Below are 26,468 nucleotides of genomic sequence, written 5' to 3'. Positions count from 1 at the left end.
CATGGGTTTTCGGTCAATGTCCGGGGACATTGACCGCCAGGCGAATGACACACTCACGATCCGGCGCTGTCAGGCGTCCTGGTAGCTTTCGATCGAGGGGCAGGCACAGACCAGGTTGCGGTCGCCGAAGACGTTGTCGACCCGGCTCACAGGCGGCCAGTACTTGCTTTCCACCAGGCCAGGCAGCGGGTAGACCGCTTGCTCGCGGGAGTAACCATGAGCCCATTCGCCCACCAGTTCCGCTGCGGTGTGCGGCGCGTTCTTGAGCGGGTTGTCATCCTTGTCCAGCGTGCCGTCCTCTACCGCGCGGATTTCCTCGCGGATCTGGATCATGGCCGCGCAGAACCTGTCCAGTTCTTCCCGGGATTCGCTTTCGGTCGGCTCAATCATCAGCGTGCCTGCCACCGGGAACGACATGGTCGGGGCATGGAAGCCGTAGTCGATCAACCGCTTGGCCACGTCGTCGACGCTGATGCCACTGCTGTCCTTGAGCGGGCGCAGGTCCAGGATGCATTCGTGGGCGACCAGGCCATTGCCGCCGGTGTACAGCACCGGGTAGTGCTCCTCCAGGCGGCGGGCGATGTAGTTGGCATTGAGGATGGCCATCTGCGAAGCCCGTTTGAGCCCTGCGCCGCCCATCATGCGAATGTACATCCAGGTGATCGGCAGGATGCTGGCGCTGCCGAAGGGTGCGGCGCATACCACGCCTTCGGCAGTGCCCAGGGCAGCATGGCCCGGGAGGAAGGGCGCCAGGTGCGATTTCACACCGATCGGCCCAACGCCCGGACCACCGCCGCCATGGGGAATGCAGAAGGTCTTGTGCAGGTTCAGGTGCGACACATCGCCCCCGAATTTGCCCGGTGCGCACAGACCGACCATGGCGTTCATGTTGGCACCGTCGATGTAAACCTGGCCGCCGTTGTCGTGGATGATGGCGCAAATCTCGCCTATCGCCTCCTCGAACACCCCGTGGGTGGACGGGTAGGTGATCATCAGCGCTGCCAGGCGTTCACGGTGCTCGATGGCCTTGGCACGCAGGTCGGCAACGTCGACGTTGCCGCGCGCGTCGCAGGCCGTGACCACCACCTGCATGCCGGCCATGTTGGCCGTTGCCGGGTTAGTGCCGTGGGCTGAAGAAGGGATCAGGCAGATGTCGCGATGCCCCTCGTTGCGGCTGCGGTGATAGGCGCGGATCGCCAGCAGGCCCGCGTACTCGCCCTGAGAACCGGCGTTAGGTTGCAGCGATACGGCATCGTAGCCCGTGGCTGCGCAGAGCATGGCCTCCAACTCCGACGTCAATTGCAGGTAGCCCTGGCTCTGCTGCGCCGGGGCGAAGGGGTGCAGGTTGCCGAATTCTGCCCAGGTGACCGGGATCATTTCACTGGCAGCGTTGAGTTTCATGGTGCACGAGCCCAGCGGGATCATGCTGCGGTCCAGGGCCAAGTCCTTGTCGGCCAGCTTGCGCAGGTAACGCATCAACTCCGTTTCGCTGTGATAGCGGTTGAACACGGGGTGTTCCAGGAACGTCGAGCGGCGCAACAAGGCCTCGGGCAGCAGCGTACCGCTGCTGGCGGCCAGCGCCTGGAAGTCAGGTTGCGTTTGACCATCGCCAAGCAGCTGCCACAGCGCCTGCACATCCGCCGGAGTGGTGGTTTCGTCCAGCGATACGCCCACATGGCCGGCATCGACCTGACGCAGGTTGATGCCTTGTGCACGGGCTTTTTCGTGCAGGCCGAGGGTGGCATCGCCAGTGGCCAGGGTCAGGGTGTCGAATGCCGTGTCGCCCACCACCGTCACAGCCATTGCACGCAAGCCCTGGGCCAGGATGGCGGTCAGGCTATGGGTACGTTGGGCAATGCGCGTGAGACCTTCAGGGCCGTGATAGACGGCGAACATGCTGGCAATGTTGGCAAGCAGCACCTGGGCGGTGCAGATGTTGCTGGTGGCCTTTTCGCGGCGAATGTGCTGCTCACGTGTCTGCATGGCCAAGCGCAGTGCCGTCTTGCCGAAGCGGTCTATCGACACGCCCACCAGGCGCCCTGGCATGTCGCGCTTGAAGGCATCGCGGGTAGCGAAGTAGGCCGCATGAGGCCCGCCGAAGCCCAGGGGCACGCCAAAGCGCTGGGCGCTGCCAATGGCCACATCGGCCTCGAACTCGCCAGGCGGGGTCAACAGGGTCAAGGCCAACAGGTCCGCCGCCACGGCCACCAGCGCATTGGCGTGGTGGAACCGTTGCACCACCTCCCGGTAATCGAAGATACCACCGGTGCTGGCGGGGTATTGCAGCAAGGCGCCGAAGAACGGGCTGGCATCGTCGAGCGTCTGCTCGTCGCCTATCACGACTTCGATGCCCAGAGGTTCAGCGCGGGTACGCAGTACATCGAGGGTCTGGGGGTGGCAATGCATTGAGGCAAAGAAGCGGTTGCTGGCCTTGTTCTTCGACAGGCGCTTGCAGAACGTCATGGCCTCGGCAGCGGCCGTTGCCTCATCGAGCAGCGACGCATTGGCGATCGGTAACCCTGTGAGGTCGCTGATCAGGGTCTGGAAATTGAGCAGAGCTTCCAGCCGGCCCTGGGAAATTTCTGGCTGGTAGGGCGTGTACGCGGTGTACCACGCCGGGTTCTCCAGCAGATTGCGCAGGATGGGCGCGGGCGTGTGGGTGTTGTAGTAACCCTGGCCTATGTAACTTTTGAACAGTTGGTTCTTGCCGGCGATGGCCTTCAGGGCGGCGAGCGCATCCGCTTCGCTGTGCCCATCGTCCGTGCCCAGCACGCTGGTGCCCTTGATGCTGGCGGGGATGACGGCGTCGGTCATGGCCTCCAGCGAGTCGAAGCCCAGGGTGGCGAGCATGGCCTGCTCGTCTTCGCTGCGTGGCCCGATGTGGCGGGCAATGAACTCATTGGCAGTGCCGAGGTTGATGGTCATGGCGTGATTCCTCAGGCGTCGTCGTTGGCGTTGAGCAGGCGGTCATAGGCCTCCTGGTCGAGCAGGGCGCTCACAGCGCTGGCGTCGGCAGGCTTGATGCGGAAGAACCAGCCTTCGCCCAGCGGGTCCTCGTTGACCAGCTCGGGGCGCTCTTCGAGTTGGGCGTTGACCTCGATCACCTCGCCGGACAGCGGCATGTACACCCCGCTAGCAGCCTTGACCGACTCTACGGTGGACGCTTCGCTGCCTTTGTCATAGTGCTGCAGCTCCGGCAGCTGCACGAACACCACATCCCCCAGTGCATGCTGGGCGTAGGCAGTGATACCTACGGTGACGCTGCCATCAGCTTCTACACGCAGCCATTCGTGGTCGTCGGTGAAACGCAACTCGCTCATGAAAAATCCTCGTGGACCGGGTGGTGCGATTAGGTTCGCGCTCTGGTGGGTTTTCAGTAAGCAATAACGTGGCCAACTAGCGCTGGGCCCTGTGGATGCAGGGAGGGAGTGCCAGCTCGCTGAAGATCGAGTAAGGCGGCGTAACGAAATCGATACGATAAAACGTTGGTTTTGCTACACGACGCCGTTAATCTCTCGGCCCACCTTGGAGTTGGAGGTGTAGCGATTCAGATACGGTGTATTGAATTCTATACGGCTACATGTGTTCCACTGTTTTGAATAAGCCACCCTGCATTGGGGGAATCAAACAAGGGATGGGAAATACATCATAAAGCCAGTGTTTCTAAAGCAAAGATATTAATAATCTACTGCTGAAGTTTATTGAATTATGAATTTTATTTATCAGGGGCAGTAGGTCATGCGAAATAAACTATCTGGCCTGACAAAAAATCTAGAATTTGTCTGCGGTTTCTATCATGCAGATCCGGTCCTTTATTTTTGGGATCCTTCGCACCCACAGGGGGCATGAAGTTTGAGGTAATTTGAGAACATCCACAAGGATCTAATTTAATAGTTCACTCAAGTGCAGTAAGGATAAACGATTGAACACAATCCGTAGTCGATGCTGTGAAAAGGGTGGCGCAAAGAGCAGGGGTTGCCTGGTTTCAAAGATGCCTGATTAACCGTGGCTTTAAAGGCGGTATGATATCCACAGGCCCTCAGAGCATGCCTGGAATGAAAGGCAAGCTACAGCGGGTCACAGGCAAGTCTTACTCAAACGGAAAATAGACACATGCCTAAAGAAATAACTGATTACACTGAACAAGAGTTTTTTCAATTAGTGTATGCCCTGTATCATGGCGACCCGCAGTACTTTCCTAATGACAAAGAGCACACGCGCGGCGTTCTTGAGTTTGATCGCTTGGCACAGCATCCGGCAAAGTGGAACTTAATTTATCGCCCCCACAGGGTCGGGATTGAATCCTCCCCTCAAGCGGTGGTTGATGAAGTGAAACGGTGGCGGGCTGAGCAGGGACTTCCAGGGTTCAAGCCATCTTGAATCCAGAACAGACGACTCCCGCAGCTCATCATGCGGGAGTCTTAACCTTAGCGGTTCAGCAACGCCATCATGGCCTGCTTACTGAAAAAACGGCAATGCCAAATACACCTTGATCACCACCACATTGATCAAGTCAATGAAGAACGCCCCCACCATCGGCACCACCAGAAATGCCACGTGCGAAGGCCCGAACCGCTGGGTTACCGCTTGCATGTTGGCGATTGCCGTCGGCGTTGCCCCCAACCCGAAGCCGCAATGGCCGGCGGACAGGACAGCCGCGTCGTAGGTGCGGCCCATCACTCGGAAGGTGATGAAGATGGCGAACAGTGCCATCAGCAGCGTCTGCGCCGCCAGCAGCACGAAGAACGGCAGTGCCAGTGCAGCCAGGTCCCACAGTTTCAACGACATCAACGCAATGGCCAAAAACAACGACAGGCTCACATTGCCCAGTACCGACACTTCCCGCTCGAACACCTGGTAAAAGCCGAAGGCTGACAGGCCATTGCGCAGCAGCACGCCCACGAACAATACGCAGACGAAGTTTGGCAGTTCGAAGGCAGTACCCTTGAGCAGCTCATTCAAAACGGTGCCGGTCAACAGGCTCACTGCAATCAGGGCAAGCGTCTCGATCACGGAAATCGAGGTGATCAGGCGTTCTTTCTCCGGCTGCTCGAAGCCAGAAGGCAACTGAGGCGTGCTGTCGGCGCGACCAGGGCTAGCGACCCGCTTGATCAGCAAGCGGGCCACGGGGCCACCAATCAAACCCCCCAGTACCAATCCAAATGTGGCGGAGGCCAGTGCCAGTTCCGAGGCCGAGGCCAGGCCGAATTTTTCGGTGAAGGTGGCGCCCCACGCAGCACCGGTGCCATGGCCTCCTGACAGGGTGATCGAACCGGCCAGCAGGCCCATCAGCGGGTCCAACCCCAGCGCCGTGGCCAGACCGATGCCCAGGGCGTTCTGTACCACCAGCAGGCTGGTCACCACCGCCAGGAACAGCACCACCGCGCGCCCACCTTTTTTCAGGCTGGCGAAATCGGCGTTCAGGCCGATGGTAGCGAAGAACGCCAGCATCAAAGGTGTTTGCAGGGAGGTGTCGAAGTGAACTTGCACATCGAAGGTGCGCAGCACCAACAGGGCAATCGCGACCACCAAGCCGCCGGCGACCGGTTCAGGAATGTTGTAGGCACGCAGAAAACCTATGCGTGCGACCAGGCCGCGACCTAGCAGCAGCACCAGGGAAGCGGCCACCAGCGTGCCGTAAAAATCGAGTTCGAACATCAGGTACTCTCGTTGAATCCATAACGGACCGCTGACCACTCTGGGGTGGTCTTGCGGGGTGACAGGCAGGGATTGCACTGGCGCCATTCTACGAGGCGTGAGGAAGGACGTATCCGGGGAACGCCTAGGAAAAGTCTACTAAAACAGCAGCATTTGCCGACAACTTCAGGTTTTCCCCGGAATGCCGTATTTGCGCAGGCGTTGGGCAATGGCGGTATGTGAGGTGTGCAGCCGGGCCGCCAGCAATCGGGTCGAGGGGTAACTGGTGTACAGCCGTTGCAACAGTTCACGCTCGAAATCACCCACAGCCTGCTCCAGGCTGGCCACATCACCTTCATGGGTACGACTGACAGACGTGCCGGCGATGTCCAGGTCGCCGATGTCCACCAGGTTGCTTTCGCAAATGGCGGCGGCGCGAAAGATCACGTTCTGCAATTGCCGCACATTGCCCGGCCAAGGGTTAGCCAGCATGGCGCTGTGAGTGGCGGGGGTGAGCCTGCAGGCAGGCCGCTGGATCTGTGTGCAGGCCTGCTGCATGAAGAAGTGCGCAAGCATCAGGATGTCCTGGCCGCGGTCACGCAGGGGTGGGACCTGCAGGTTCAACACGTTGAGGCGGTAGAACAGGTCTTCGCGGAACGTGCCCTCGGCCACCATCTGCTCCAGGTTACGGTGGGTCGCGCTGATGATACGCACGTTGACCTTCACTTCCCGGTCGCCCCCCACCCGGCGGAAGCTGCCGTCGCTGAGAAAACGCAGCAGCTTGGCCTGCAGGTAGGGGGACATCTCGCCGATCTCATCGAGAAACACCGTGCCCTGATTGGCCAGCTCCATCAGCCCTGGCTTGCCGCCGCGCTGGGCGCCGGTGAAGGCGCCTGGTGCATAACCGAACAGTTCGCTCTCGGCGAGGCTCTCAGGCAATGCGGCGCAGTTCAGAGCCAGAAAGGGGGCCGCATGACGGCTGCTGATCGCGTGGCATGCGCGGGCCACCAGTTCCTTGCCGGTGCCGGTTTCGCCATGCACCAGCAGCGGTGCATCCAGGGTGGCCACGCGCAGGGCTCGAGCCTTCAGGGTGCGGATGGCAGGTGATTCGCCCAGCAGAGCGTCGAAGCCCTCGGCATGGTCATGGCGCAGGGCCGATAGCCGTTCGCCCAACCGCGTAGGCGGGTAGAGCGTCAGCAAGCCGCCGGTATGGGTGATTGGCATGGCATCGAGCAGCAGGCTCTGGCCATTGAGCTGCATTTCGCGCATGGGCAGGTGAAAGTTGCTGTCGAGCAATACTTGCAGCAGGCCCGGGTCGCCAAACAACTCGCCTACGCAGCGCCCGGCCGACTCCCGACCACACAACGCCACCAGCGCTGGGTTCGCCAGCAGCACCTTGCCGGCCCTGTCAACCGCCAGTACGGGGTCGCTCATGGCGGCCAGCAGCGCATCGAGCTGCAGGTGACGGCGTTGCCCCGGCAGGATATCGACCACCTCCACCGCCTCCACGCCCTGCACCTCGAACAAGGCGTCATGCAGCTCTTCCAGTACGGCGGGGCTGAGGGTAGGCGCGTCGATGTAGACGTTCGGCGGCACCATTTCCACGGCATCGAGGTTGAGGTTGCGCGCACCGAGCAGCGCCAGGACTTCCTGAGTGATGCCGACGCGGTCGATGAAGCTGACGTGGATACGCATGGGGCAATACGAAATGGCCGGGTAGGGCGCTAGTATGCCTCAAGCTGATCCTGCTCGTGACGGGTCGCGCCCTACTCCAGATGTTCAGGCTTGATGGGGTCACCGGACTTCACGTCCAGCTTGGCGCGAATGTCTTCGAACATCCAGTCGTAGATCCTGTGAGGTGAAGCCAGGCTCTCGAACTTCTTCGGTGGGGCCAGGTAGGCCTGGGCGCGGCGACTCAGTTGCATCAGAAAGCTAGGCAGCACCTGGTCCTTGGGCAGAAAGAAAACCTCGTCGACCGGCTTGCCCTCGATGCTGCCCTGCATGCGGAACTGAATGCCCCTGCCTTCACGGGGGTCGGTGAAGGCCTCGTAGTCCACCTTGAGGTCATAGCTGTGGTCACTGCTGTTGAGCGCAGTGCGCTCGATGTGGACGTGACCGGGTTCATATTTGGCCATGGGCTCTCCTGTACGAGGTTGGGCGGGCACATGGCCCGCCGACTGTGTCAACGGTAGCTGATCCCGGAGGCAGCGGTCGAAACCCGCGTGCCGGCGGTACCGCTCACGATGCGCTCGATGTTGGCCAGCGAGCTGATCACCGCCACCTTGCCCGTGTGCCGGGCGAAGTCGCAGGCCGCCTGCACCTTGGGCCCCATCGAACCTGCCGCGAAACCCAGCCTGTCCAGCTCGTCAGGGTGGGCCTGGGCGATGGCGCGTTGGGTTGGCTTGCCAAAGTCGATGTACGCCGCCTCCACGTCGGTGGCAATGACCAGCAGATCGGCCTCGAGCTGTTCGGCCAGCAGTGCAGAGCACAGGTCCTTGTCGATCACCGCCTCGATCCCTTTGAGGTTACGGTGTTCATCATAGAGAGTCGGGATGCCGCCGCCGCCGGCGCAGATCACGATGCTGCCCTTTTCGAGCAGCCACTTGATGGGGCGGATTTCGAAGATGCGCTTGGGTCTGGGGCTTGCCACCACGCGGCGGTACTTGTCGCCGTCAGGCTTGACCACCCAGCCCTTTTCAGCGGCCAGGCGCTGGGCTTCATCCTTGCTGTAGACCGGGCCGATGAACTTGCTCGGGTCCTTGAACGCAGGGTCCTGAGCGTCCACTTCAACCTGGGTCAGCAGGGTGGCGAACGGCACGTCGAAGTCCAGCAGGTTGCCCAGTTCCTGCTCGATCATGTAGCCGATCATGCCCTCGGTTTCGGCGCCCAGCACGTCCAATGGGTAGGCCTCGTCCGGCTTGTACGACAGCCCCTGCAATGCCAGCAGGCCCACTTGCGGGCCATTGCCATGAGCGATCACCAACTCGTTGCCTGGATGGATCTTGGCAATCTGCTCGGCGGCGGTACGGATATTGGCGCGCTGGTTTTCCGCGGTCATGGGCTCGCCACGGCGCAGCAGGGCATTGCCGCCTAGTGCAACAACGATACGCATGAAGAATGTCCTTTATCGAAAGTCTTGAGCCGCTGCCCGACGGCTATTGCGGCACGCTAACAGCCGCAACGCCTGGGCAGGTGGCGATCTACAGGTCGGCCAGTGTCGACACCAGGATCGCCTTGATCGTGTGCATGCGGTTCTCCGCTTGCTCGAACGCAATGCAGGCCGGGGACTCGAACACGTCGTCGGTCACTTCGATGCCGTTGGTAAGGTCCGGGTACTGCTCGGCGATCTGCTTGCCGACCTTGGTCTCACAGTTGTGAAACGCCGGCAGGCAGTGCATGAACTTGGTCCTGGGGTTGCCGCTGGCCTTCATCAGCTCGGCGTTGACCTGGTAGGGCTTGAGCAGCTTGATACGTTCGCCCCAGGCTTCGATGGGTTCACCCATCGATACCCACACGTCGGTATGAATGAAGTCCACGCCCTTGACTGCCGCCTTGGCATCTTCGGTGAGGGTGATGCGGGCACCACTTTCCTCGGCGTACTGCTTGCAACGTTGCACCAGGTCATCGTGGGGCCACAGGTCCTTGGGCGCGGCGATGCGCACGTCCATGCCCAGCTTGGCGCCGATCAACAGCAGCGAGTTGCCCATGTTGTTGCGCGCATCGCCCAAGTAGGCGTAGCTGATGTCATGCAGCGGCTTGTCGCTGTGTTCGCGCATGGTCAACACGTCGGCAATCATCTGGGTCGGGTGGTATTCATCGGTCAGGCCATTGAATACCGGCACGCCGGCATACTTGGCCAACTCTTCGACGATTTCCTGCTTGAAACCGCGGTACTCGATGGCGTCGTACATGCGCCCGAGTACACGTGCGGTGTCCTTCATGCTTTCCTTGTGGCCGATTTGCGAAGAATTCGGGTCGATGTAGGTGACGTTGGCGCCTTGATCGTAAGCGGCCACTTCGAACGCACAACGGGTACGCGTGGAGGTTTTTTCAAAGATCAGCGCAATGTTGTTGCCCTTGAGGTGCTGCTGCTCGGTGCCGGTGTACTTGGCTCGCTTGAGGTCGCGGGACAGGTCCAGCAGGTAACGCAGCTCACGGGTGCTGTGGTGTTCCAGGCTGAGCAGGTTGCGGTTGTGGATGTTGAACGCCATGACTTTTCTCCTGGGTGTGGTGAACGCCGGGCCGCCGCCGGGTAGGGACGGCCTGGGTGATGGACGTCAGTAATCGATGGGGTCGCGAACGATAGGGCAGGTCATGCAGTGGCCACCGCCGCGACCACGGCCCAGTTCGCCAGCACTGATGGTGATCACTTCGACCCCGGCCTTGCGCAGCAAAGTGTTGGTGTAGGTGTTGCGGTCGTAGCCGATGACCACGCCTGGCTCCAGCGCCACGACGTTGTTGCCGTCGTCCCATTGCTCGCGTTCGGCGGCGAAGCTGTTGCCGCCGGTTTCGACCACCCGCAGGCGCACGCCCAATTGTTCGCCCACCACCTCGATGAACGACTTGTGCTCGCGGCGGACGTCCATGCCATAGGGCCGGCTTTCGTCGGGCTGGATGATGAACGGCACGATCTCGTTGACGACTTCGGGGAAGACCGTGACCAGGTCGCGGTCGCAGAAGCTGAACACGGTATCCAGGTGCATGGCGGCGCGGGACTTGGGCAAGCCGGCGACGATGACTTTATGCACGGCGCCCTTGGCGAACAGGCTCTGCGCCAACTGGCCGATGGCCTGGCGGGAGGTCCGCTCGCCCATGCCGATCAGCACGATGCCGTTGCCGATGGGCATGACATCACCGCCTTCGAGGGTGGACTGGCCATGGTCCTTGTCCGGGTCTCCGTACCAGACCTGGAAGTCGGCGCCTGTGAACTGCGGGTGGAACGTGTAGATGGCGGTGGTGAGCAGTGTTTCCTGGCGCCGCGCCGGCCAATACATGGGGTTGAGCGTGACGCCGCCGTAGATCCAGCAGGTGGTGTCGCGGGTGAATTGGGTGTTGGGCAACGGCGGTAGGATGAAGCTGGAATGGCCCAGGTAGTCGTTGTACATCCTGACTACTTCGGCACCTTCACTTTGCGGCAGATCCTGGCCGGCCACACCGCCGATCAAAAATTCGGCCAGATGGCGCGGCTCCATGCCTTCGAGCCAACTGCGCACTTCATTGGTCAGGCCCACCCCAACGGTGTCGGGCGTAATCTTGCGGTCCAGTATCCACTTGAGTGCTTCGGGTTGCTGCACGATATCGGTCAGCAGGTTGTGCATCTCCAGCACGTCGACACCGCGCTCGCGCATCTTGGTGACGAAATCGAAGTGGTCACGCTTGGCCTGGTCCACCCAGATCACATCGTCGAACAACAGCTCGTCGCAGTTGCTCGGGGTCAGGCGCTTGTGCGCAAGGCCCGGCGAGCACACCATGACCTTGCGCAGCTTGCCGGCTTCTGAATGCACACCGTATTTCTGTTTTTCAGCGGACATGGTTTCAATCCTCCATTGAGTCGAAGAGGGGTCACAGCGTCAGGAAGCCGTCGTACAGGCCGAAGGCTGCCACCAGGGCACCGACGACCACGGCTGCGAAAATCAGTTTTTCCACGGGGGTGAAGACAGGTTGGCCCACCTCACGCTTGGCCTTGGCAAACAGGATGGCGCCAGGGGCGTACAGCAACGCCGAGAGCAGCAGGTACTTCACCCCGCCGGCATACAGCAGCCAGATGGCATAGAGCAGGGCGATGCTGCCGATGAACAGGTCCTTGCGGCGTTCGGCCAGCGCCTGTTGATAGGTTTCACTGCGCACCGCCAGCAACACGGCGTAGGCCGCCGACCACAGGTAGGGCACCAGGATCATCGAGGTAGCCAGGTAGATCAGCGACAGGTAGGTACTGTTGGAGAACAGCGTGATCACCAGGAAGATCTGCACCATGGCGTTGGTCAGCCACAAGGCGTTGGCAGGCACCTGGTTGGCGTTCTCGCGGCGCAGGAACGCGGGCATGGTATGGTCCTTGGCTGCGGCGAACATGATCTCGGCGCACAACAGCACCCATGACAGCAGCGCACCGAGCAGCGAAATGATCAGCCCGACACTGATCAGCACGGCGCCCCAGTGGCCGACCACATGCTCAAGCACGGCCGCCATCGAGGGGTTCTGCAGCCCTGCCAGTTCAGGCTGGGTCATGATGCCCAGCGACAGCACATTGACCAGCACCAGGAACAACAGCACCGTGATGAAGCCAATGACGGTGGCCTTGCCCACATCGGAGCGTTTTTCCGCACGTGACGAGAAGATGCTCGCGCCTTCAATGCCGATGAAGACCCACACCGTCACCAGCATCATGTTGCGCACCTGATTCATCACACCGCCTAGCTCAGGGGTCCTGGTGCCCCATATATCGGCGGTGAAGATGTCCAGCCGGAAGGCGAACAGGCAAATCAGCGCAAAGAGCACCAGCGGCACCACCTTGGCCACCGTGGTGACCAGGTTGATGAACGCCGCTTCACGGATGCCACGCAGCACCAGAAAATGCACGGCCCACAGCAGGATCGAGGCGCCGATGATCGCGGCCGGCGTGTTGCCCTCGCCAAACACCGGGAAGAAATAGCCCAGGGTGCTGAACAACAGCACGAAATAGCCGACGTTCCCCAGCCAGGCACTGATCCAGTAGCCCCAAGCCGAAGAAAAGCCCATGTAATCGCCGAAACCTGCCTTGGCATACGCATAGACCCCACCGTCCAGGTCAGGCTTGCGGTTAGCCAGGGTCTGGAATACGAAAGCCAGGGTCAGCATGCCCACGGCGGTGATCGCCCAGCCAATCAGTACCGCGCCCACGCCGGCGCTGGCGGCCATGTTCTGCGGCAGGGAAAATATACCGCCACCGATCATCGAGCCGACGACCAACGCAACTAATGCGCCGAGTTTTAGTTTTGCGGGAGAATCAGACATTTAACAACTCCTGCCAGGAGAAAGTTGGCCTCAGATTAAATCTGACGCCGTGGCCACACGCTGATATGGATCAGTGCATTGCAAGGTAAGGCCGTTGAATCACCTCACCGAACTCCTGGAGACTGCCGACTGCCATGGCTGCAGGCCTTGTACGCTGGCACCTCCATGTATTGCTCATCTTCATCCCTCTTTGCCTGCGAAGGTTGAAACTAGTCGCTTCTGGGCAGAGCGCAAATTTTTTACGGGTATTTATGCTTTTATCGGAATAGTGTGAACCGGTTGGCAACTGCGGGGTTCTTAACCACCGCACGCTTAGACGTTAATGGCTTAGTGGCTAAATGGAAGTACGGCTGTAATGACACCAGCCTTTATAAACAGTGTGTTGTTACAACTGCATGACTGTCAGGAAATATTTGGAGACCTATGGGCGAACAAGGACAGAAACTCCGGCTGGGGGCATTGGTGGCGCTCGTCGTGGGCTCAATGATCGGTGGCGGCATCTTTTCCTTGCCCCAGAACATGGCGGCCCGTGCCCAGGCCGGGGCGGTGCTGATTGGCTGGGGGATCACTGCCGTGGGCATGCTGGCCCTGGCGTTCGTTTTCCAGACGCTGGCCAACCGCAAGCCCGAACTGGATTCGGGGGTCTATGCCTATGCCAAGGCTGGGTTCGGCGATTACATGGGCTTTTCTTCGGCCTGGGGCTACTGGATCAGTGCTTGGCTGGGCAACGTTGGCTACTTCGTACTGTTGTTCAGCACCCTGGGGTTCTATTTCCCGGTGTTCGGTGAAGGCAATACCCCAGTGGCCATCGGGTGTGCCTCGATGTTGCTATGGGCCGTGCATTTTCTGGTGTTGCGCGGGATTCGCGAGGCAGCGTTCATCAACCTGGTCACCACGGTGGCCAAGGTGGTGCCCTTGGTACTGTTCGTCGTCATCGCGGCTTGCGCCTTTCGCCTGGATATCTTCACCCAGGACATTTGGGGGCAGGGCGCTCCGGCGATCGGCAGTGTGCTCGAGCAAGTGCGCAACATGATGCTGGTGACGGTGTTCGTCTTCATCGGTATCGAAGGCGCCAGCGTGTATTCGGGCAGGGCACGGCGCCGGGCCGACGTGGGCAGGGCGACGGTCATTGGCTTTGTGGGTGTGCTGGCCCTGCTGGTGCTGGTCAACGTCCTCTCCCTTGGGGTCATGACGCAACCGGAGCTGGCTGGCTTGCAGAACCCCTCGCTGGCGGCGGTTCTGTCGCACATCGTTGGCCCCTGGGGCGCGTTACTGATCAGCCTGGGGCTGGCTGTCTCGTTGCTTGGGGCGTTGCTGTCGTGGGCGCTGCTGTGTGCCGAGATCCTCTATGCCACGGCGCGCGACCAGACCATGCCCCGTTTCCTTGCCAGGGAGAACGCCAACCAGGTACCTGCCAATGCACTGTGGCTGACCAACTGCATGATCCAGGGTTTTCTACTGATCACGCTGGTATCTGCCGGTACCTATACCAGCCTGATCTACCTGGCCTCATCCATGATTCTGGCGCCGTACCTGTGGTCTGCCGCCTACGCCATGTCGCTGGCCGTGCGTGGGGAGACTTACGCAGGCCAACCGGCCCGGCGGCGCAAGGACCTGCTGGTGGCCGCGCTCGCGGTGGTGTACGCCGTTTGGCTGCTGTATGCCGGTGGCCTGAAGTACCTGCTGCTCTCGGCGCTCTTGTACGCACCGGGGGTGATCCTGTTTGCGCGGGCCAAGCATGAACAAGGTCTCACGCTTTTCACGCTGATGGAGAAACTGATCTTCGCCGCCGTGCTGTCGGGGGCGGCGCTGGCAGGCTATGCACTCTGGTCAGGGTTGCTGAGCCTGTGAGCCGGCTGTGAACGGCCGTTCCGGGCGGGACCAGATCCACAGGTTGCCCAGGCTCATGCCGGCGATGGCCAGGAACACCGGCCAGTGATGCTCAAGAAACACCAGCATCAAAACCGCGCAGAGCAACATGCTGACCGTCGCACTGACCTTGGCCCGCCGCTGGATCACCTTGCCGTTGCGCCAGTTGTACAGAATAGGACCGAACAACCGGTGATTTTCCAGCCAGGCGGACAGGCGAGGCGAGCTTCGCGTGGCCGCCCATGCCGACAACAGAATGAATTCGGTGGTCGGCAAGCCCGGAATGACAATGGCGACCAGGCCCACCCCCAGGCTTGCGTAAGCCAGGATCGCATACAGCAGTCGGGCAATTTTGGAGCGGGCAGGTTGGGTCATGGGCTCACTGCTAGAACGAACGGCCCCGGTCAGGGGGCCTTTGAAAGTGTTTCAAACCTGCTCGGCATCCACGGCATAGGCCTGTTTGAGCAAGACTGTAAAGCGCTCGAACGCTGCGACGGCGCCGTGTTCTGCAGCCACTTCTTCTCCAGCTGACAGCATCAGGCCATCGAGTGTTCGCGTGAACTGCTTCCAGCCTTCGGCGCGGCCACCGGCTGGCTCGCCCAGGTGGCGGGCGCCGAAGGTCTCCGACAAGCCCAGCGCCGCCGCCCGCTTGATTAGAAACGCGGCGCCCAGTTTGGAGCCTTCGGACACGAAGATCCAGCCTAATGCCTCTGCAATGCTGGGGCGCTGCACGGCCCCCGGCAGCTCGGCAGGCGCCTGCATGTCCAGGTCCGCCAGGTCCTGGCGGGCCTGATGGGCTCGGCAGCGCTCGGCAAGGTCGGGTATGAGGGCGATCAATCGCGGGTCGTTGTAGAGCGGCTGCAGTTCGGCCTGGAACAGGTACTGGGCCACCACGAAGCGGGCAAAACTTTCGCGGCTATCGAATGGCGCATGGGATTTGACCAGGGCGTCGAGTGCGGCATGGGGCGCCTGGGTCACCAGGTTCAGGCGTTGGGTACGCGAAGAAGCGCGGTTGCTCATGATGCAGTCCTTGGAAAGCGAAGCGTTTCAATACAAGACGAATCAACAGGGGCGGGGGCGTAAAAAACCCCGCAGGAACAGGGGTGGGTGCCAGGAACCAAGGCGGGAACACAGCGACCCCGCCCGGTTTCAGCTGCGCCAGCGCCTCAGATGTCCCACACCACGTTGATGGCGAAGTTACGGCCCGGCATGCTCAGGCGGTCGATGTTGGCCGGCTGGGTCACCGCGGCCTCCCCCTGGCCGTCATAGCTGCGCACCGAGTCCCACTGCCAGTACTTCTTGTCGGTGAGGTTGTACAGGCCGGCGTTCACGGTGATGTCATCGGTAACGTTGTAGAAGCCGGTCAGGTCCAGCACGCCATAGCCGGGCGTGCGGAACTTCGACGCCGAGCCATCGGGGGAATAGAAGGTGCTGTCGTCGACCCGCGTCTTGCGCTTGACCAGCGTCCAGCTCAGCAGCCCACCCATGTCGCCCTGCGTGTAGCCCAGGCCCATGACGCCCTTGAGTGGGTTGACGGTGTTGAGCGGCTGGCCGCTGTCGTCGTTGCGGCCGTAGGTGTATGCCAGGGAGCCTTGTGCATACAGCCCCTGTGGCGCGCCGAATTGGTCGAGTTCGAGCTGGCCTTTGACCTCGGCGCCTTTGATGGTCGCGCGCTTGATGTTGTTGGCCTGGAAGGTCTGCTCGAGGTTGGCGCCTTGCACGGCGTCTTCGTCAATGAAGTCACGGTACTTGTTGTAGTAGACCGCCATATCGAAGCTGCCCGTATCGAAGCGACCGCGCAGCCCGGTTTCCAGGCCCTTGCTGCGCTCAGGCCGCAGGCCAGGGTTACCCTCCACGCGGTAGCCTTGTTCCAGGTTCACGAACTTGCCGTACATGGACTTGGCCGTGGGCGTACGGAAGCCCTGGGCGTATTGCGCGTAGCCTGTGTAGTGGTCGTTGAAGGCATAGGTCATCCCCAGCTTGGGTGACACGCGGTGCCACTTCTTGTCTGAGTCATCCTGGAAAGCCGGGGCCGTGCCGCTGGCATCAAGGCCGCGCAGGAAAGCATCGGTGAAGTGAGGCGCCATGCGTGTGTAGTCGTAGCGCGCACCTGGCAGGAACGTCCAGCTGCCCCAGCGAATCTCGTCCTGAACGAACAGGCTGTAGGTATCGATGGTTGGGTCCGGGAAGTCGCTGACCAGCGCCTGGCCGTCGCGCGGGCTGTCCTGGCCGATACCCCGGCAGGTGCCGCCCACATTCACGCACGTGCCAGTACCGCTGCGCGCCCCGGTGACGTCCTGGTGCTTGAGGGTAGTGCCATAGGTCAGGGCGTGGTCGGTCTGGCCAAGGCTGAATGCCTTTTCAAGCTGGGCATCGAAGATCCACTGGCGGTCCTTGTAGGTGGTCTGGCGGTCGCGCAGTACCTGACGTCCCGAAGCGACGTACAGCTCGTCGGTGCGCTGGTCCGTCTTGGCGATCTGGTAGTTCAGGCTCCACCTGACATCGTCTGCGAACAGGCTGTCCAGGCCGAAACGTTGGTTCAGGCCGAAGCGCTCGCGGGTAATCGTGTCGTTGCCCTGGCGCATGCGGTACGAATTCATGGCACCAACGCCCGGGATGAATGGCCCGCCTACGGCGCTGAGCAGGTTCTGGTCGCGGTCGTCCTTGAAGCGTTCGTAGGTCACGCCCAGGCGGGCGTCGTCGGCGTAGTCCCAGCCCAGCTTGGCCAGCACGTTGGTGGTACGCGCATCCACTGGGTTGGCGCGGGTGCGTGCAAGGCCCACGCCGCCGTGATCGGCATGGCTCTTGGTTTCGTGACCGTTGCGCTGGCTCAGGTGCAGCAGACCGTCCAGGCTGCCCTCACGGCCAGCCACGGTGGCGGACGTCAGCCAACTGTCATCGGCTGAGCTGTAGCCGGTTTTGAGTCGCGCGCCAGCGTCTCGGCCAGGTTTGATGATGTCTTCAGGATCCAGGGTGAAGTAGCTCACTGCACCGCCGATGGCATTGCTGCCGTAGAGCACTGAGGCTGGGCCGCGCAGGATTTCCACCCGCTTGATGATTTCCGGGTCGACATAATTGCGCTGGGTCTGGGCGTAGGGCCCGTAGAAGAAGCTGTCCGGTATCGCCACGCCGTCGATCTGGGTGAGTATCCGCTCGCCATCGATACCGCGAATGTTGTAGCCGTTCAGGCCACTGCGCTGCCCGGTCCCCGCCACCGAGACGCCCGGCTCGTAGCGCACCAGGTCCTGGAGGGTGTTGACGTTCTGCCGGTCCAGCTGCTCTCGGGTCCGCACGCTGACCGTGCTGGGGACCTGGCTCACGTCCTTGGCACTGCGGGTGGCGCTGACGGTCACCTGCTGCAAGGCTATGGCCCCGCGACCTGACTGGCGCTCGAGCACCACGTTGCCGCGGCTGATGGTCCGCGGGACCAGGCCAGTGCCGTGTAGCAGGCGTTTGAGTGCCTGCTCGGGGGGCAGTGAACCCTGTATGCCGGGGGAGGCGACCCCTTCGGCCAGGCGAGCGTCGAAGCCCACCTGCCAGCCCGTGACCTGGCTGAAGGCATTGATGGCCGATACCAGCGGCTGTTGGGCGATGCCGAAGTGGTAGTCGCCCATGCGCGAGGTGCTCACCGACGCCGGCTCGACCGCCAGCGTGGGGAGTGAACAGGCGCCTGTAGCGAGCAAGGCGAGTGAAAACAGGGACAGTTGCCCCTTGAGGCGTGGCCGTAGGGTCGAACGGGTAGGACTGGTGGGCATCGAAAGCGCTCCCTGACGCGCGAACTGTTCATAGGGTGTGCGTTCTTGATTGAACAAGAATCAATTGCATTGGCTATGACGAGACGGACAGGGAGGGGGTATCGCGTAAAAATAAATCCCAGGCGCCCAGCAGGGCGTACGGCGCTGCCGCGGGTGGGCTGGTAGCGGTCAAGGCAGGCGCATCAGTTCAGGATGACCAGCGCTGGATACTCATGCAGTTGTGCCGAGGTGATATGGGCCAATGCACGTAGCGCCTCAAGCGGCTGGTCAAGGCGGTAGTTGCCGGTGACGGCGATGTTCTCCAGCCGTTCATTGCGATTGATGATCCAGCCGGGGTAATAGCGGCGCAGCTCGGCCAGCACCTGGCTCAAGGGGCAATTTTCGAAGACCAGGCGCCCATCGACCCAGGCCAGGTCCTTGCGCATGTCCAGTTGCCTGCGTGCACCGAGCCCGTCGGGCCCGACGCGAATGCTCTGACCGGCCTGCAAACGGATGCGTTGGACGCGGCCCCCTTGCACGTCGACGTCGACGTCGCCGCGTTGCACCTTGACCCAAGCCTGGCCATCGAGCAGGCGCACGGCAAAATCGGTGTCGCGTGCCTGGGCGCGCAGAGGGCCGGCTTGCACTTCGAGCGGTGCCGGCGCGCCCTTGGGCACCTGGAAGTATGCCTCGCCTTGCAGCAGGCGGGCGACCTGCCGCCCGTCATTGCGCTCGCTGGCAAACGCTGACTGGGTATTGAGCAGCACCCGGGCATCGTCCTGAAGGTTCACCCGGTGGCGTTCCCCCGCGACCGTCAGGTGATCAGCCTGCAGGCGCACTGGCACGTTGCCGAACGTGAACAGGCCTACCAGCAGCGCGGCAGCGGTGGCCAGCGGTTTCCACTGGCGACGCAGGCGACCTGCGCGAGGGCGCGATGGGTAGCCCTGCAGCTGTGCAGCGGCCTGCTTGAGCGCTGCGCCGTTCCACAATGCCTCGGCTTGCACGAACGCTTCGGCATTTTCGGGAGCGGCTTGCAGCCAGGTTTCGAATGCGAGGTGGTCGGCGGGCTCGGCGGTTTCAAGACGGACCAGCCACGCCAAAGCCTCGTCCGTGGCACGACGACGCGCATTGGGCCTGGTTGGTGACGGGCGATGTTCGGGGCTGTCGGTCACGGTGAGTCCTTGAGCGGGCGTGCGCAGATGATCAGGGCGCTGGCGCGATGTGGCAAGCGGGCCTCATCGCGGCGGCCCGTCAGGCGTCCAGGCGCTGGGCGACACCCAGGCAGATACCCATGATCAACTTCAGCTCCTTTTGCACCGTGCTCGCAGAAACCCCCAGCTGCTGGGCGATTTCGAGAGAGGTGGCGCCGTGCAGCCGGCTTAGCGTGAAGATCCTTTGCTGGCGTGGCGTCAGTTGCTTCAGGCTTTCGCTCAGGTGGCGCAGCAGTTGCTGGGCATGTGCAGCATCCTCGTTGCTGCTGGCGAGCACGGCGACATTGTTCACTACCTCGTCAGCCACGTCGTCGACCAGGGTTCGGGCCTGTACCCGGCGGGCACGCAAGTGGTCGAGCGCAAGGTTGCGGGCGGTCTGAAAGACGAAGGGTTCGATGTGCTGGACCGAACGCTCGCCCAGTGCGCGTGAGACGCGCAAGTAGGTTTCCTGAAGCAGGTCTTCGGCCGTGCAACGGTTGCCTACCATGCGCTGGAGCGTGCGCAGCAAGATGGGCCTCTGGCTGAGGAATACGGAATTGAACCGGGACTGACTCACGGAGCGACCTGACCTGACAAGCGGCCAATGATAATGCTTATCATCCGTGCTTGAGGTCAAGCTGCGAAATGTAGGCAAATCGTAACGGCGCCGCGAGTATCGCCGGTGCCGCAGAGCGGCTACGGCGATACGAGCTCGATGACCCAGCACCTGCTACCAGTTGTCAGGGCGTGCTGGCACAGCCGTTACTGAGCGCGGCAGAGCGCCAGGCAGTTGTCCAGCATGCGGTTGGAGAAGCCCCACTCGTTGTCGTACCAGGCCAGCACCTTGAGCATGCGCCCATTGGCCCGTGTGTGGTTGGCATCGAAGATCGACGACAGCGGGTTGTGGTTGAAGTCGCACGAGACCAGGGGCAGGGCGTTATAGCCCAATACTCGCGAATGCTTGCTGGCCTCGAGGAACAGCTGGTTGACCTGTTCGGCCGTGGCTTCGCGCTTGAGGTTGACGGTGAGGTCCACCAGCGACACGTTGATCACCGGTACCCGCACGGCCATGCCGGTCAGCTTGCCGGCCAGCTCCGGCAGTACCAGGCCCACGGCCTCGGCGGCGCCAGTCTTGCTGGGGATCATCGACTGGGTGGCCGAACGGGCGCGGTAGGGGTCGCTGTGGTACACGTCGGTCAGCACCTGGTCGTTGGTGTAGGCATGGATGGTGGTCATCAGGCCTTGCTCGATACCGAACTCGCGGTGCAGCACCTGGGCGATGGGCGCCAGGCAGTTGGTGGTGCAGGAGGCGTTGGAAATGACCTGATGCGAGGCGCGCAGCACGTCGTGGTTGACGCCATACACCACGGTGGCATCAGCGCCCTTGGCCGGCGCCGAGACGATCACCTTGCCCGCGCCGGCAGCGATGTGCGCAGCGGCCTTGTCGCGCTCGGTGAACAGCCCCGTGCATTCGAAGACCACATCGATCGCCAGGGCTTTCCAGGGCAGTTCGGCCGGGTTGCGAATGGCGCTCACCGCGATGCGGTCGCCGTTGACGGTCAGGCTTTCGTGGTCGGCTTCGACGCTGGCCTCGAAGGTGCCGTGCACGCTGTCGTACTTGAGCAAGTGGGCGTTCATGGTGCTGTCGCCCAGGTCGTTGATGGCGACGACCTGCATGTCCTGGCGGTAGCCCTGGGTATAGAGTGCGCGCAGGACATTGCGCCCGATGCGGCCGAATCCGTTGATGGCGATGCGAAGGGTCATGGCGATACCTCTGGCAGTCCGAGTCAAACCTGTGGCACAAAGGTGCTTCACTGAAACGGTTTTGTTGTTGGAATTACAAGATTATTCAGTTGCAGATAGAAAACAAGCCTTTTTAGTGGCAGTATTTTGTTTAAACCTACAACGAGCGGTTCGATCGTGAGCCTACCGAAGCAGTGCGCGCCTGTCCTTTGAGCCTAGGCGGCAATCGGCCGGGCACGATCACTTGGTAAACCGCCCTTACAATTAGCCTGGAGTCCAGTACATGCACCCGCGCATCCTTGAGGTCACCCAACGGCTGGTCGAGCGTAGCCGCGCCACCCGCGAACGCTACCTGCAGCTGATCCGCGGGGCCGCCAGCGAGGGCCCGATGCGTGCCAGCCTGCAATGCGCCAACTTCGCCCATGGCGTGGCCGGTTGCGGCAGCGAGGACAAACAGACCCTGCGCCTGATGAATGCCGCCAACGTGGCCATCGTCTCGGCCTACAACGACATGTTGTCGGCCCACCAGCCCTACCTGCATTTTCCCGAACAGATCAAGCAGGCCCTGCGCGAAGTCGGCTCGGTAGGCCAGTTCGCCGGCGGTGTGCCGGCCATGTGCGATGGCGTCACCCAGGGCGAGCCGGGCATGGAACTGGCCATCGCCAGCCGTGAAGTGATCGCCATGTCCACTGCCGTGGCGTTGTCCCACAACATGTTCGACGCGGCCCTGATGCTGGGCATCTGCGACAAGATCGTGCCGGGCCTGATGATGGGGGCCTTGCGCTTTGGTCACTTGCCCACGGTGTTCGTACCGGGCGGGCCGATGGTCTCGGGTATTTCCAACAAGCAGAAAGCCGATGTGCGCCAGCGTTATGCCGAAGGCAAGGCCAGCCGAGAGGAACTGCTGGAATCGGAAATGCAGTCCTACCACGGCCCTGGCACCTGCACCTTCTACGGCACGGCCAACACCAACCAGCTGGTGATGGAAGTGATGGGGCTGCACCTACCGGGTGCTTCTTTCGTCAACCCCTACACGCCGCTGCGCGACGCGCTGACCGCCGAGGCGGCGCAACAGGTCACGCGCATGACCAAGGCCAGCGGCACCTTCATGCCCCTGGGCGAAATCGTCGACGAGAAGGCGCTGGTCAACTCGATCGTGGCCCTGCATGCCACAGGCGGTTCCACCAACCATACCCTGCACATTCCGGCCATAGCCCAGGCCGCCGGTATCCAGCTGACCTGGCAGGACATGGCCGACCTGTCCGAAGTGGTACCGACCCTGTCCCACGTCTACCCCAACGGCAAGGCCGACATCAACCACTTCCAGGCAGCCGGCGGCATGGCGTTCCTGATCCGCGAGCTGCTCGATGCCGGTTTGCTGCACGAGGACGTCAACACCGTCGCCGGCCCTGGCCTGCGTCGCTACACCCAGGAGCCGTTCCTGGAGGACGGCAAGCTGGTCTGGCGCGAAGGGCCACAGCAGAGCCTGGACGAAAGCATCCTGCGGCCCGTGGCGCGGCCGTTCTCCGCCGAAGGCGGGTTGCGGGTGATGGAAGGCAACCTGGGGCGTGGCGTGATGAAAGTCTCCGCCGTGGCTCCAGAGCACCGCGTGGTCGAGGCGCCTGCGCGCATCTTTCACGATCAGCAGTCATTGGCCGACGCCTTCAAGGCAGGCGAGCTGGAGCGGGACTTCGTCGCAGTGGTGCGCTTCCAGGGCCCGCGCTGCAACGGCATGCCGGAGCTGCACAAACTCACCCCGTTCCTTGGCGTGCTGCAGGATCGCGGGTACAAGGTAGCCCTGGTGACCGATGGGCGCATGTCCGGTGCATCGGGCAAGATCCCCGCCGCCATTCACGTGTGCCCCGAAGCTTATGACGGCGGCCCGCTGGCACGGCTGCGCGATGGTGATATCGTGCGGGTCGATGGCGCTGAAGGTACATTGCGGGTAATGGTATCGGCCGACGAGCTGGCCCTGCGTGACCTGGCGACCGCGCCCCAGGGCAATGACCTGGGCTGCGGGCGCGAGCTGTTCGGCTTCATGCGCATGGCGTTCAGCCCGGCAGAGCAGGGCGCCAGCGCCTTTACCTCTGCCCTGGAGAACCTGAAATGAATGACCTGCTGGTTGGCGACATCGGCGGCACCAATGCCCGTTTTGCGTTATGGCGTGACAACCAGCTGCACGAGGTGAAGGTATTCGCCACCGAGGACTACACAAGCCCGGAACAGGCCATCGAAGCGTATTTTGAAGCCCTGGCCATACCGCGGGGTGGCGTAGCCGCTGCTTGCCTGGCGGTGGCCGGCCCGGTCGATGGCGATGAGTTTCGCTTCACCAACAACCATTGGCGCCTGAGCCGGACCGCCTTTTGCCAACGCTTACAGATCGGGCACCTGTTGCTGATCAACGATTTCACCGCCATGGCCCTTGGCATGACCCGCCTGCGCGAGGGTGAGTGTCGAGAAGTCTGCCCAGGTCAGGCCGATCCGCTGCGCCCGGCGCTGGTCATCGGACCCGGTACAGGCCTGGGTGTCGGCTCGCTGTTGCGCCTGGGGGGCAAGCACTGGCATGCCTTGCCAGGCGAAGGCGGGCACGTCGACCTGCCGGTGGGCAATGCCCGAGAGGCGGCGATCCATCAGTACATCCATGGCCAGATCGGCCATGTCAGTGCCGAGACGGTGCTCAGCGGCGGCGGGCTGGTGCGCCTGTACCAGGCCATTTGCGCCCTGGATGGTGAAAATCCGCGACATACTTCGCCGGCGCAGATCACCGATGCGGCCCTGGGTGGCGAGCCGCGGGCGCGGGCGGTGATCGAGCAATTCTGCCGGTTCCTGGGACGGGTGGCGGGCAACAACGTGCTTACCCTGGGCGCGCGTGGTGGGGTATATATCGTCGGCGGCGTGATCCCACGCTTTGCCGAGCTGTTCCTGCGCAGCGGTTTCGCCGACAGTTTCGGCGACAAAGGCTGCATGAGCGGTTACTTCCAAGGCGTGCCCGTATGGCTGGTGACTGCCGAGTTTTCCGGGCTGCTGGGCGCTGGCGTGGCCTTGCAGCAAGCGCTGGATCAGGGCTAGGCGCCTGGGCTCCCTGCAAGGCGACACAGGTCAGCGGGCAACAAGACCCGCCACCACAAAAGGACATCCCCCTTGAGCACTGCCGGCAAATCCATCCTGATGGTCGACGACGATCAGGAAATTCGCGAACTGTTGCAAACCTACCTCAGCCGCTCGGGCTTTCAGGTCAATGCCCAGGCCGATGGCGCCGGGTTTCGTCATGCCCTGGACACCACCGCTTGTGACCTGGTTATCCTGGACGTCATGCTGCCGGACGAGGACGGTTTCAGCCTGTGCCGATGGGTACGCCAGCACCCGCGTCATGCGCGGGTGCCCATCATCATGTTGACGGCAAGCTCGGACGAGACCGATCGGGTCATCGGGCTCGAGCTTGGCGCCGATGATTACCTGGGCAAGCCGTTCAGCCCGCGTGAACTACAGGCCCGCATCAAAGCCTTGCTGCGCCGCGCCGAGTTTGGGCAAGCAGCGCCGGGTGGGGCGGTGCTGGCATTCGACGATTGGCGGCTCGACACGGTCAGCCATCGCCTGTTCCACCGCGACGGAGAGGAGGTGATTCTCTCGGGCGCGGACTTTGCGCTGCTCAAGCTGTTTCTGGACCACCCCCAGCAGATCCTCGACCGCGACACCATCGGCAACGCCACGCGAGGGCGAGAGCCGATGCCACTGGACCGCATCGTGGACATGGCCGTCAGCCGTCTGCGCCAGCGCTTGCGCGACACCGAAAAGCCACCCCGGCTGATCCGCACCGTGCGTGGCAGCGGCTACCTGCTGGCGACCCATGTCTGCACTGCACCCTGAGCGGCGGTGGCGCCTGCTGCCACGTTCGCTGCTGGGGCGCATGCTGCTGCTGACCTTGCTGGTGGTTCTGCTGGCCCAAGGGCTGTCGAGCATCATCTGGGTGGCCCAGCTGCGCGCCAGCCAGTTGCAAGGGCTGCGTGCCAGTGCCAGCAGCCTGGCCCACTCGATGAGCGCCAGCGTCAGTTACTTTCGCTCGCTGCCCGTTGCTTACCGGCCAATGGTGCTCGACCAGTTGCGCAGCATGGGAGGCACGCGGTTTTTCGTTTCGCTGAACGCCAAGCCGCTGGACATGCAGATGCTGCCTGTCACGCCGCGCAAGCAGGCAGTGATGGAGGTGTTCCAGCAAGTGCTGCATGAGCGTCTAGGGCCGCAGATGGACATTTCCGTCGAATTCGTCGACCCCGATGAACTGCGCATCTTCAACAGCGGGCTCAAGCTCGACGAGCTGCCAAGGTCATGGGCCCATTATTCGCTCACCCTCGAACCGCTCAATCCGCCGGTACTGGTCACCCAGATTCGTCTGGCCGAAGGCGAATGGCTGTACATCGCCTCGTTGTTGCCCGAGCCCTATACCAGCCTGGAAGCCGAGCGTCTGCCGCGCCAGCAGATCGGCTTCATCGTCCTGACTACGGCATTGTTGTTGCTGTTCATCGGGCTGCTGGTGCAATGGCAGAGCTGGCCGCTCAAGCGCCTGGCCCGTGCAGCGCGGGAGCTGTCACTGGGCGCCGATGTTGCGCCTGTGGCCGAAGGCGGCGGCAGCGAGGTGGTGGAGGTGGGTCGGGCCTTCAACAGCATGCGCGAGCGGATCAGCCGTTACCTCACCGAGCGTAGCCAATTGTTCAGCGCCATCTCCCACGACCTGCGTACGCCCATCACCCGGCTTCGCCTGCGTGTCGAACTGCTTGAAGACGAGCACCTGCAAGCCAAGTTCAGCCAGGACCTGGACGAACTGGAATTGCTGGTAAAGGGCGCGCTGCAATGCGTGAAGGACACCGACATTCACGAGAACATCGAGCCGGTGGACCTCAATCATATCCTCGAACTGCTGGCCGAGCCGTACCTGCGAGACGGTAGGATCATACTCGAAGGGCATGCCCTGGCGCCGTATCCGGGCAAGCCACTGGCATTGCGGCGCTGCATCGGCAACCTGATCGACAACGCCATCAAGTACGGCGAGCGGGCGCGGCTGCGTATCATCGACGGTGCGGCAGGCTTCGTCCTGCAGGTCGATGATCAGGGGCCTGGGGTGCCGCAACAGCAGATGGAGCAGGTGTTCGAACCCCATGTGCGGCTGGCCGGTCATCAGCAAGGCTATGGGCTGGGGTTGGGCATTGCCCGCAACATCGCCCACAGCCACGGTGGCGAGGTCAGCCTGCTCAATCTGCGCGAAGGCGGCTTGCGGGTGACCTTGTACCTGCCACGGGGCGTGGACTGACCC

21 protein-coding genes are annotated in these 26,468 nt (G+C 62.3%); 6 read left to right on the top strand and 15 right to left on the bottom strand.

Annotation, left to right across the window (positions count from 1 at the left end):
* Positions 1 to 69: 69 nt before the first annotated feature.
* Together gcvP and gcvH are read right to left on the bottom strand one after the other, a co-directional pair.
* Positions 70 to 2,925, bottom strand: a complete 2,856-nt coding sequence (gene gcvP, locus CRP40_RS16255) for an aminomethyl-transferring glycine dehydrogenase (protein WP_027913766.1) — start codon at positions 2,923 to 2,925, stop codon at positions 70 to 72.
* A gap of 11 nt (positions 2,926 to 2,936) precedes the next feature.
* Positions 2,937 to 3,320 (bottom strand): glycine cleavage system protein GcvH, encoded by a 384-nt coding sequence (gcvH, locus tag CRP40_RS16250; protein WP_027913767.1) that lies wholly within the window; start codon positions 3,318 to 3,320, stop codon positions 2,937 to 2,939.
* 793 nt (positions 3,321 to 4,113) lie between these two features.
* Here gcvH and CRP40_RS16245 point away from each other — a divergent pair.
* Positions 4,114 to 4,380, top strand: coding sequence for a bacteriocin immunity protein (locus CRP40_RS16245; RefSeq protein WP_080671996.1), 267 nt, complete (start codon positions 4,114 to 4,116; stop codon positions 4,378 to 4,380).
* A gap of 78 nt (positions 4,381 to 4,458) precedes the next feature.
* On the opposite strand, the gene gltS is transcribed toward CRP40_RS16245, so the two are convergent.
* The 7 genes from gltS to arcD (CRP40_RS16210) form a co-directional block, all read right to left on the bottom strand.
* Complete coding sequence (gene gltS, locus CRP40_RS16240) at positions 4,459 to 5,658, bottom strand: sodium/glutamate symporter (protein ID WP_027913768.1); 1,200 nt, start codon at positions 5,656 to 5,658, stop codon at positions 4,459 to 4,461.
* 165 nt (positions 5,659 to 5,823) lie between these two features.
* Positions 5,824 to 7,332, bottom strand: coding sequence for a sigma-54-dependent transcriptional regulator (locus CRP40_RS16235; protein ID WP_027913769.1), 1,509 nt, complete (start codon positions 7,330 to 7,332; stop codon positions 5,824 to 5,826).
* 71 nt (positions 7,333 to 7,403) lie between these two features.
* On the bottom strand, positions 7,404 to 7,772 hold the full coding sequence (locus tag CRP40_RS16230) for a DUF5064 family protein (protein ID WP_027913770.1): 369 nt from the start codon (positions 7,770 to 7,772) through the stop codon (positions 7,404 to 7,406).
* 47 nt (positions 7,773 to 7,819) lie between these two features.
* Complete coding sequence (gene arcC, locus CRP40_RS16225; protein WP_027913771.1) at positions 7,820 to 8,749, bottom strand: carbamate kinase; 930 nt, start codon at positions 8,747 to 8,749, stop codon at positions 7,820 to 7,822.
* A gap of 88 nt (positions 8,750 to 8,837) precedes the next feature.
* On the bottom strand, positions 8,838 to 9,848 hold the full coding sequence (locus CRP40_RS16220; protein WP_027913772.1) for an ornithine carbamoyltransferase: 1,011 nt from the start codon (positions 9,846 to 9,848) through the stop codon (positions 8,838 to 8,840).
* A gap of 66 nt (positions 9,849 to 9,914) precedes the next feature.
* Complete coding sequence (gene arcA / locus CRP40_RS16215) at positions 9,915 to 11,168, bottom strand: arginine deiminase (protein WP_027913773.1); 1,254 nt, start codon at positions 11,166 to 11,168, stop codon at positions 9,915 to 9,917.
* A gap of 31 nt (positions 11,169 to 11,199) precedes the next feature.
* The gene (gene arcD / locus CRP40_RS16210; protein WP_027913774.1) at positions 11,200 to 12,627 is read right to left on the bottom strand and encodes an arginine-ornithine antiporter; all 1,428 of its coding nucleotides are present in this window, start codon (positions 12,625 to 12,627) and stop codon (positions 11,200 to 11,202) included.
* Between the two features lie 423 nt (positions 12,628 to 13,050).
* Between arcD (CRP40_RS16210) and arcD (CRP40_RS16205) the strand changes: the two genes are divergently transcribed.
* Positions 13,051 to 14,478: an arginine-ornithine antiporter gene (arcD, locus tag CRP40_RS16205; RefSeq protein WP_027913775.1), complete on the top strand. Its 1,428-nt coding sequence runs from the start codon at positions 13,051 to 13,053 to the stop codon at positions 14,476 to 14,478.
* Here arcD (CRP40_RS16205) and CRP40_RS16200 read toward each other — a convergent pair.
* From CRP40_RS16200 to gap, 6 genes are all read right to left on the bottom strand, one after another.
* Positions 14,458 to 14,871 carry a YbaN family protein gene (locus CRP40_RS16200; RefSeq protein ID WP_027913776.1) on the bottom strand — a complete coding sequence of 138 codons (414 nt, stop codon included), beginning with the start codon at positions 14,869 to 14,871 and terminating at the stop codon, positions 14,458 to 14,460. The two genes, arcD (CRP40_RS16205) and CRP40_RS16200, sit on opposite strands and share 21 nt — an antisense overlap.
* A 51-nt stretch (positions 14,872 to 14,922) precedes the next feature.
* Positions 14,923 to 15,516 carry a biliverdin-producing heme oxygenase gene (locus CRP40_RS16195; protein ID WP_027913777.1) on the bottom strand — a complete coding sequence of 198 codons (594 nt, stop codon included), beginning with the start codon at positions 15,514 to 15,516 and terminating at the stop codon, positions 14,923 to 14,925.
* A gap of 146 nt (positions 15,517 to 15,662) precedes the next feature.
* A complete protein-coding gene (locus tag CRP40_RS16190) occupies positions 15,663 to 18,251 on the bottom strand; it encodes a TonB-dependent receptor (RefSeq protein ID WP_027913778.1) in 2,589 nt (862 codons plus the stop codon).
* A 182-nt stretch (positions 18,252 to 18,433) separates the two neighbouring features.
* The gene (locus tag CRP40_RS16185) at positions 18,434 to 19,402 is read right to left on the bottom strand and encodes a FecR domain-containing protein (protein WP_027913779.1); all 969 of its coding nucleotides are present in this window, start codon (positions 19,400 to 19,402) and stop codon (positions 18,434 to 18,436) included.
* Positions 19,403 to 19,481: 79 nt separating this feature from the next.
* Entirely contained in the window at positions 19,482 to 19,997 is a 516-nt protein-coding gene (locus CRP40_RS16180; RefSeq protein WP_027913780.1) for a sigma-70 family RNA polymerase sigma factor, read from the bottom strand.
* A 185-nt stretch (positions 19,998 to 20,182) separates the two neighbouring features.
* The gene (gap, locus tag CRP40_RS16175) at positions 20,183 to 21,184 is read right to left on the bottom strand and encodes a type I glyceraldehyde-3-phosphate dehydrogenase (RefSeq protein WP_027913781.1); all 1,002 of its coding nucleotides are present in this window, start codon (positions 21,182 to 21,184) and stop codon (positions 20,183 to 20,185) included.
* Between the two features lie 262 nt (positions 21,185 to 21,446).
* Between gap and edd the strand changes: the two genes are divergently transcribed.
* The 4 genes from edd (at position 21,447) to CRP40_RS16155 (ending at position 26,465) form a co-directional block, all read left to right on the top strand.
* The gene (gene edd / locus CRP40_RS16170; RefSeq protein ID WP_027913782.1) at positions 21,447 to 23,273 is read left to right on the top strand and encodes a phosphogluconate dehydratase; all 1,827 of its coding nucleotides are present in this window, start codon (positions 21,447 to 21,449) and stop codon (positions 23,271 to 23,273) included.
* Complete coding sequence (locus CRP40_RS16165; RefSeq protein WP_027913783.1) at positions 23,270 to 24,232, top strand: glucokinase; 963 nt, start codon at positions 23,270 to 23,272, stop codon at positions 24,230 to 24,232. The genes edd and CRP40_RS16165 overlap by 4 nt, the downstream gene beginning before the upstream one ends.
* 72 nt (positions 24,233 to 24,304) lie before the next feature.
* Positions 24,305 to 25,030: a two-component system response regulator GltR gene (gene gltR, locus CRP40_RS16160; RefSeq protein ID WP_027913784.1), complete on the top strand. Its 726-nt coding sequence runs from the start codon at positions 24,305 to 24,307 to the stop codon at positions 25,028 to 25,030.
* Positions 25,011 to 26,465, top strand: a complete 1,455-nt coding sequence (locus CRP40_RS16155; protein WP_027913785.1) for an ATP-binding protein — start codon at positions 25,011 to 25,013, stop codon at positions 26,463 to 26,465. The genes gltR and CRP40_RS16155 overlap by 20 nt, the downstream gene beginning before the upstream one ends.
* Positions 26,466 to 26,468 lie beyond the last annotated feature (3 nt).

Source organism: Pseudomonas sp. URMO17WK12:I9, assembly GCF_900230165.1.
In the GTDB taxonomy this organism is placed as follows: Bacteria; Pseudomonadota; Gammaproteobacteria; order Pseudomonadales; family Pseudomonadaceae; genus Aquipseudomonas; species Aquipseudomonas fulva.
The sequence above is the reverse complement of the archived record's forward strand: the minus strand, read 5'-3'. Positions and strand labels throughout refer to the sequence as shown.

What these genes read in the sequence shown, in the direction of transcription:
- gcvP (WP_027913766.1), bottom strand. Translation starts at nt 2,925, where the DNA reads ATGACCATCAACCTCGGCACTGCCAATGAGTTCATTGCCCGCCACATC.
- arcD (WP_027913774.1), bottom strand. Translation starts at nt 12,627, where the DNA reads ATGTCTGATTCTCCCGCAAAACTAAAACTCGGCGCATTAGTTGCGTTG.
- CRP40_RS16200 (WP_027913776.1), bottom strand. Translation starts at nt 14,871, where the DNA reads ATGACCCAACCTGCCCGCTCCAAAATTGCCCGACTGCTGTATGCGATC.
- CRP40_RS16190 (WP_027913778.1), bottom strand. Translation starts at nt 18,251, where the DNA reads ATGCCCACCAGTCCTACCCGTTCGACCCTACGGCCACGCCTCAAGGGG.
- CRP40_RS16220 (WP_027913772.1), bottom strand. Translation starts at nt 9,848, where the DNA reads ATGGCGTTCAACATCCACAACCGCAACCTGCTCAGCCTGGAACACCAC.
- gcvH (WP_027913767.1), bottom strand. Translation starts at nt 3,320, where the DNA reads ATGAGCGAGTTGCGTTTCACCGACGACCACGAATGGCTGCGTGTAGAA.
- gltS (WP_027913768.1), bottom strand. Translation starts at nt 5,658, where the DNA reads ATGTTCGAACTCGATTTTTACGGCACGCTGGTGGCCGCTTCCCTGGTG.
- CRP40_RS16165 (WP_027913783.1), top strand. Translation starts at nt 23,270, where the DNA reads ATGAATGACCTGCTGGTTGGCGACATCGGCGGCACCAATGCCCGTTTT.
- gap (WP_027913781.1), bottom strand. Translation starts at nt 21,184, where the DNA reads ATGACCCTTCGCATCGCCATCAACGGATTCGGCCGCATCGGGCGCAAT.
- CRP40_RS16195 (WP_027913777.1), bottom strand. Translation starts at nt 15,516, where the DNA reads ATGAGCAACCGCGCTTCTTCGCGTACCCAACGCCTGAACCTGGTGACC.
- CRP40_RS16245 (WP_080671996.1), top strand. Translation starts at nt 4,114, where the DNA reads ATGCCTAAAGAAATAACTGATTACACTGAACAAGAGTTTTTTCAATTA.
- arcA (WP_027913773.1), bottom strand. Translation starts at nt 11,168, where the DNA reads ATGTCCGCTGAAAAACAGAAATACGGTGTGCATTCAGAAGCCGGCAAG.
- CRP40_RS16235 (WP_027913769.1), bottom strand. Translation starts at nt 7,332, where the DNA reads ATGCGTATCCACGTCAGCTTCATCGACCGCGTCGGCATCACTCAGGAA.
- edd (WP_027913782.1), top strand. Translation starts at nt 21,447, where the DNA reads ATGCACCCGCGCATCCTTGAGGTCACCCAACGGCTGGTCGAGCGTAGC.
- arcC (WP_027913771.1), bottom strand. Translation starts at nt 8,749, where the DNA reads ATGCGTATCGTTGTTGCACTAGGCGGCAATGCCCTGCTGCGCCGTGGC.
- CRP40_RS16230 (WP_027913770.1), bottom strand. Translation starts at nt 7,772, where the DNA reads ATGGCCAAATATGAACCCGGTCACGTCCACATCGAGCGCACTGCGCTC.
- arcD (WP_027913775.1), top strand. Translation starts at nt 13,051, where the DNA reads ATGGGCGAACAAGGACAGAAACTCCGGCTGGGGGCATTGGTGGCGCTC.
- CRP40_RS16155 (WP_027913785.1), top strand. Translation starts at nt 25,011, where the DNA reads ATGTCTGCACTGCACCCTGAGCGGCGGTGGCGCCTGCTGCCACGTTCG.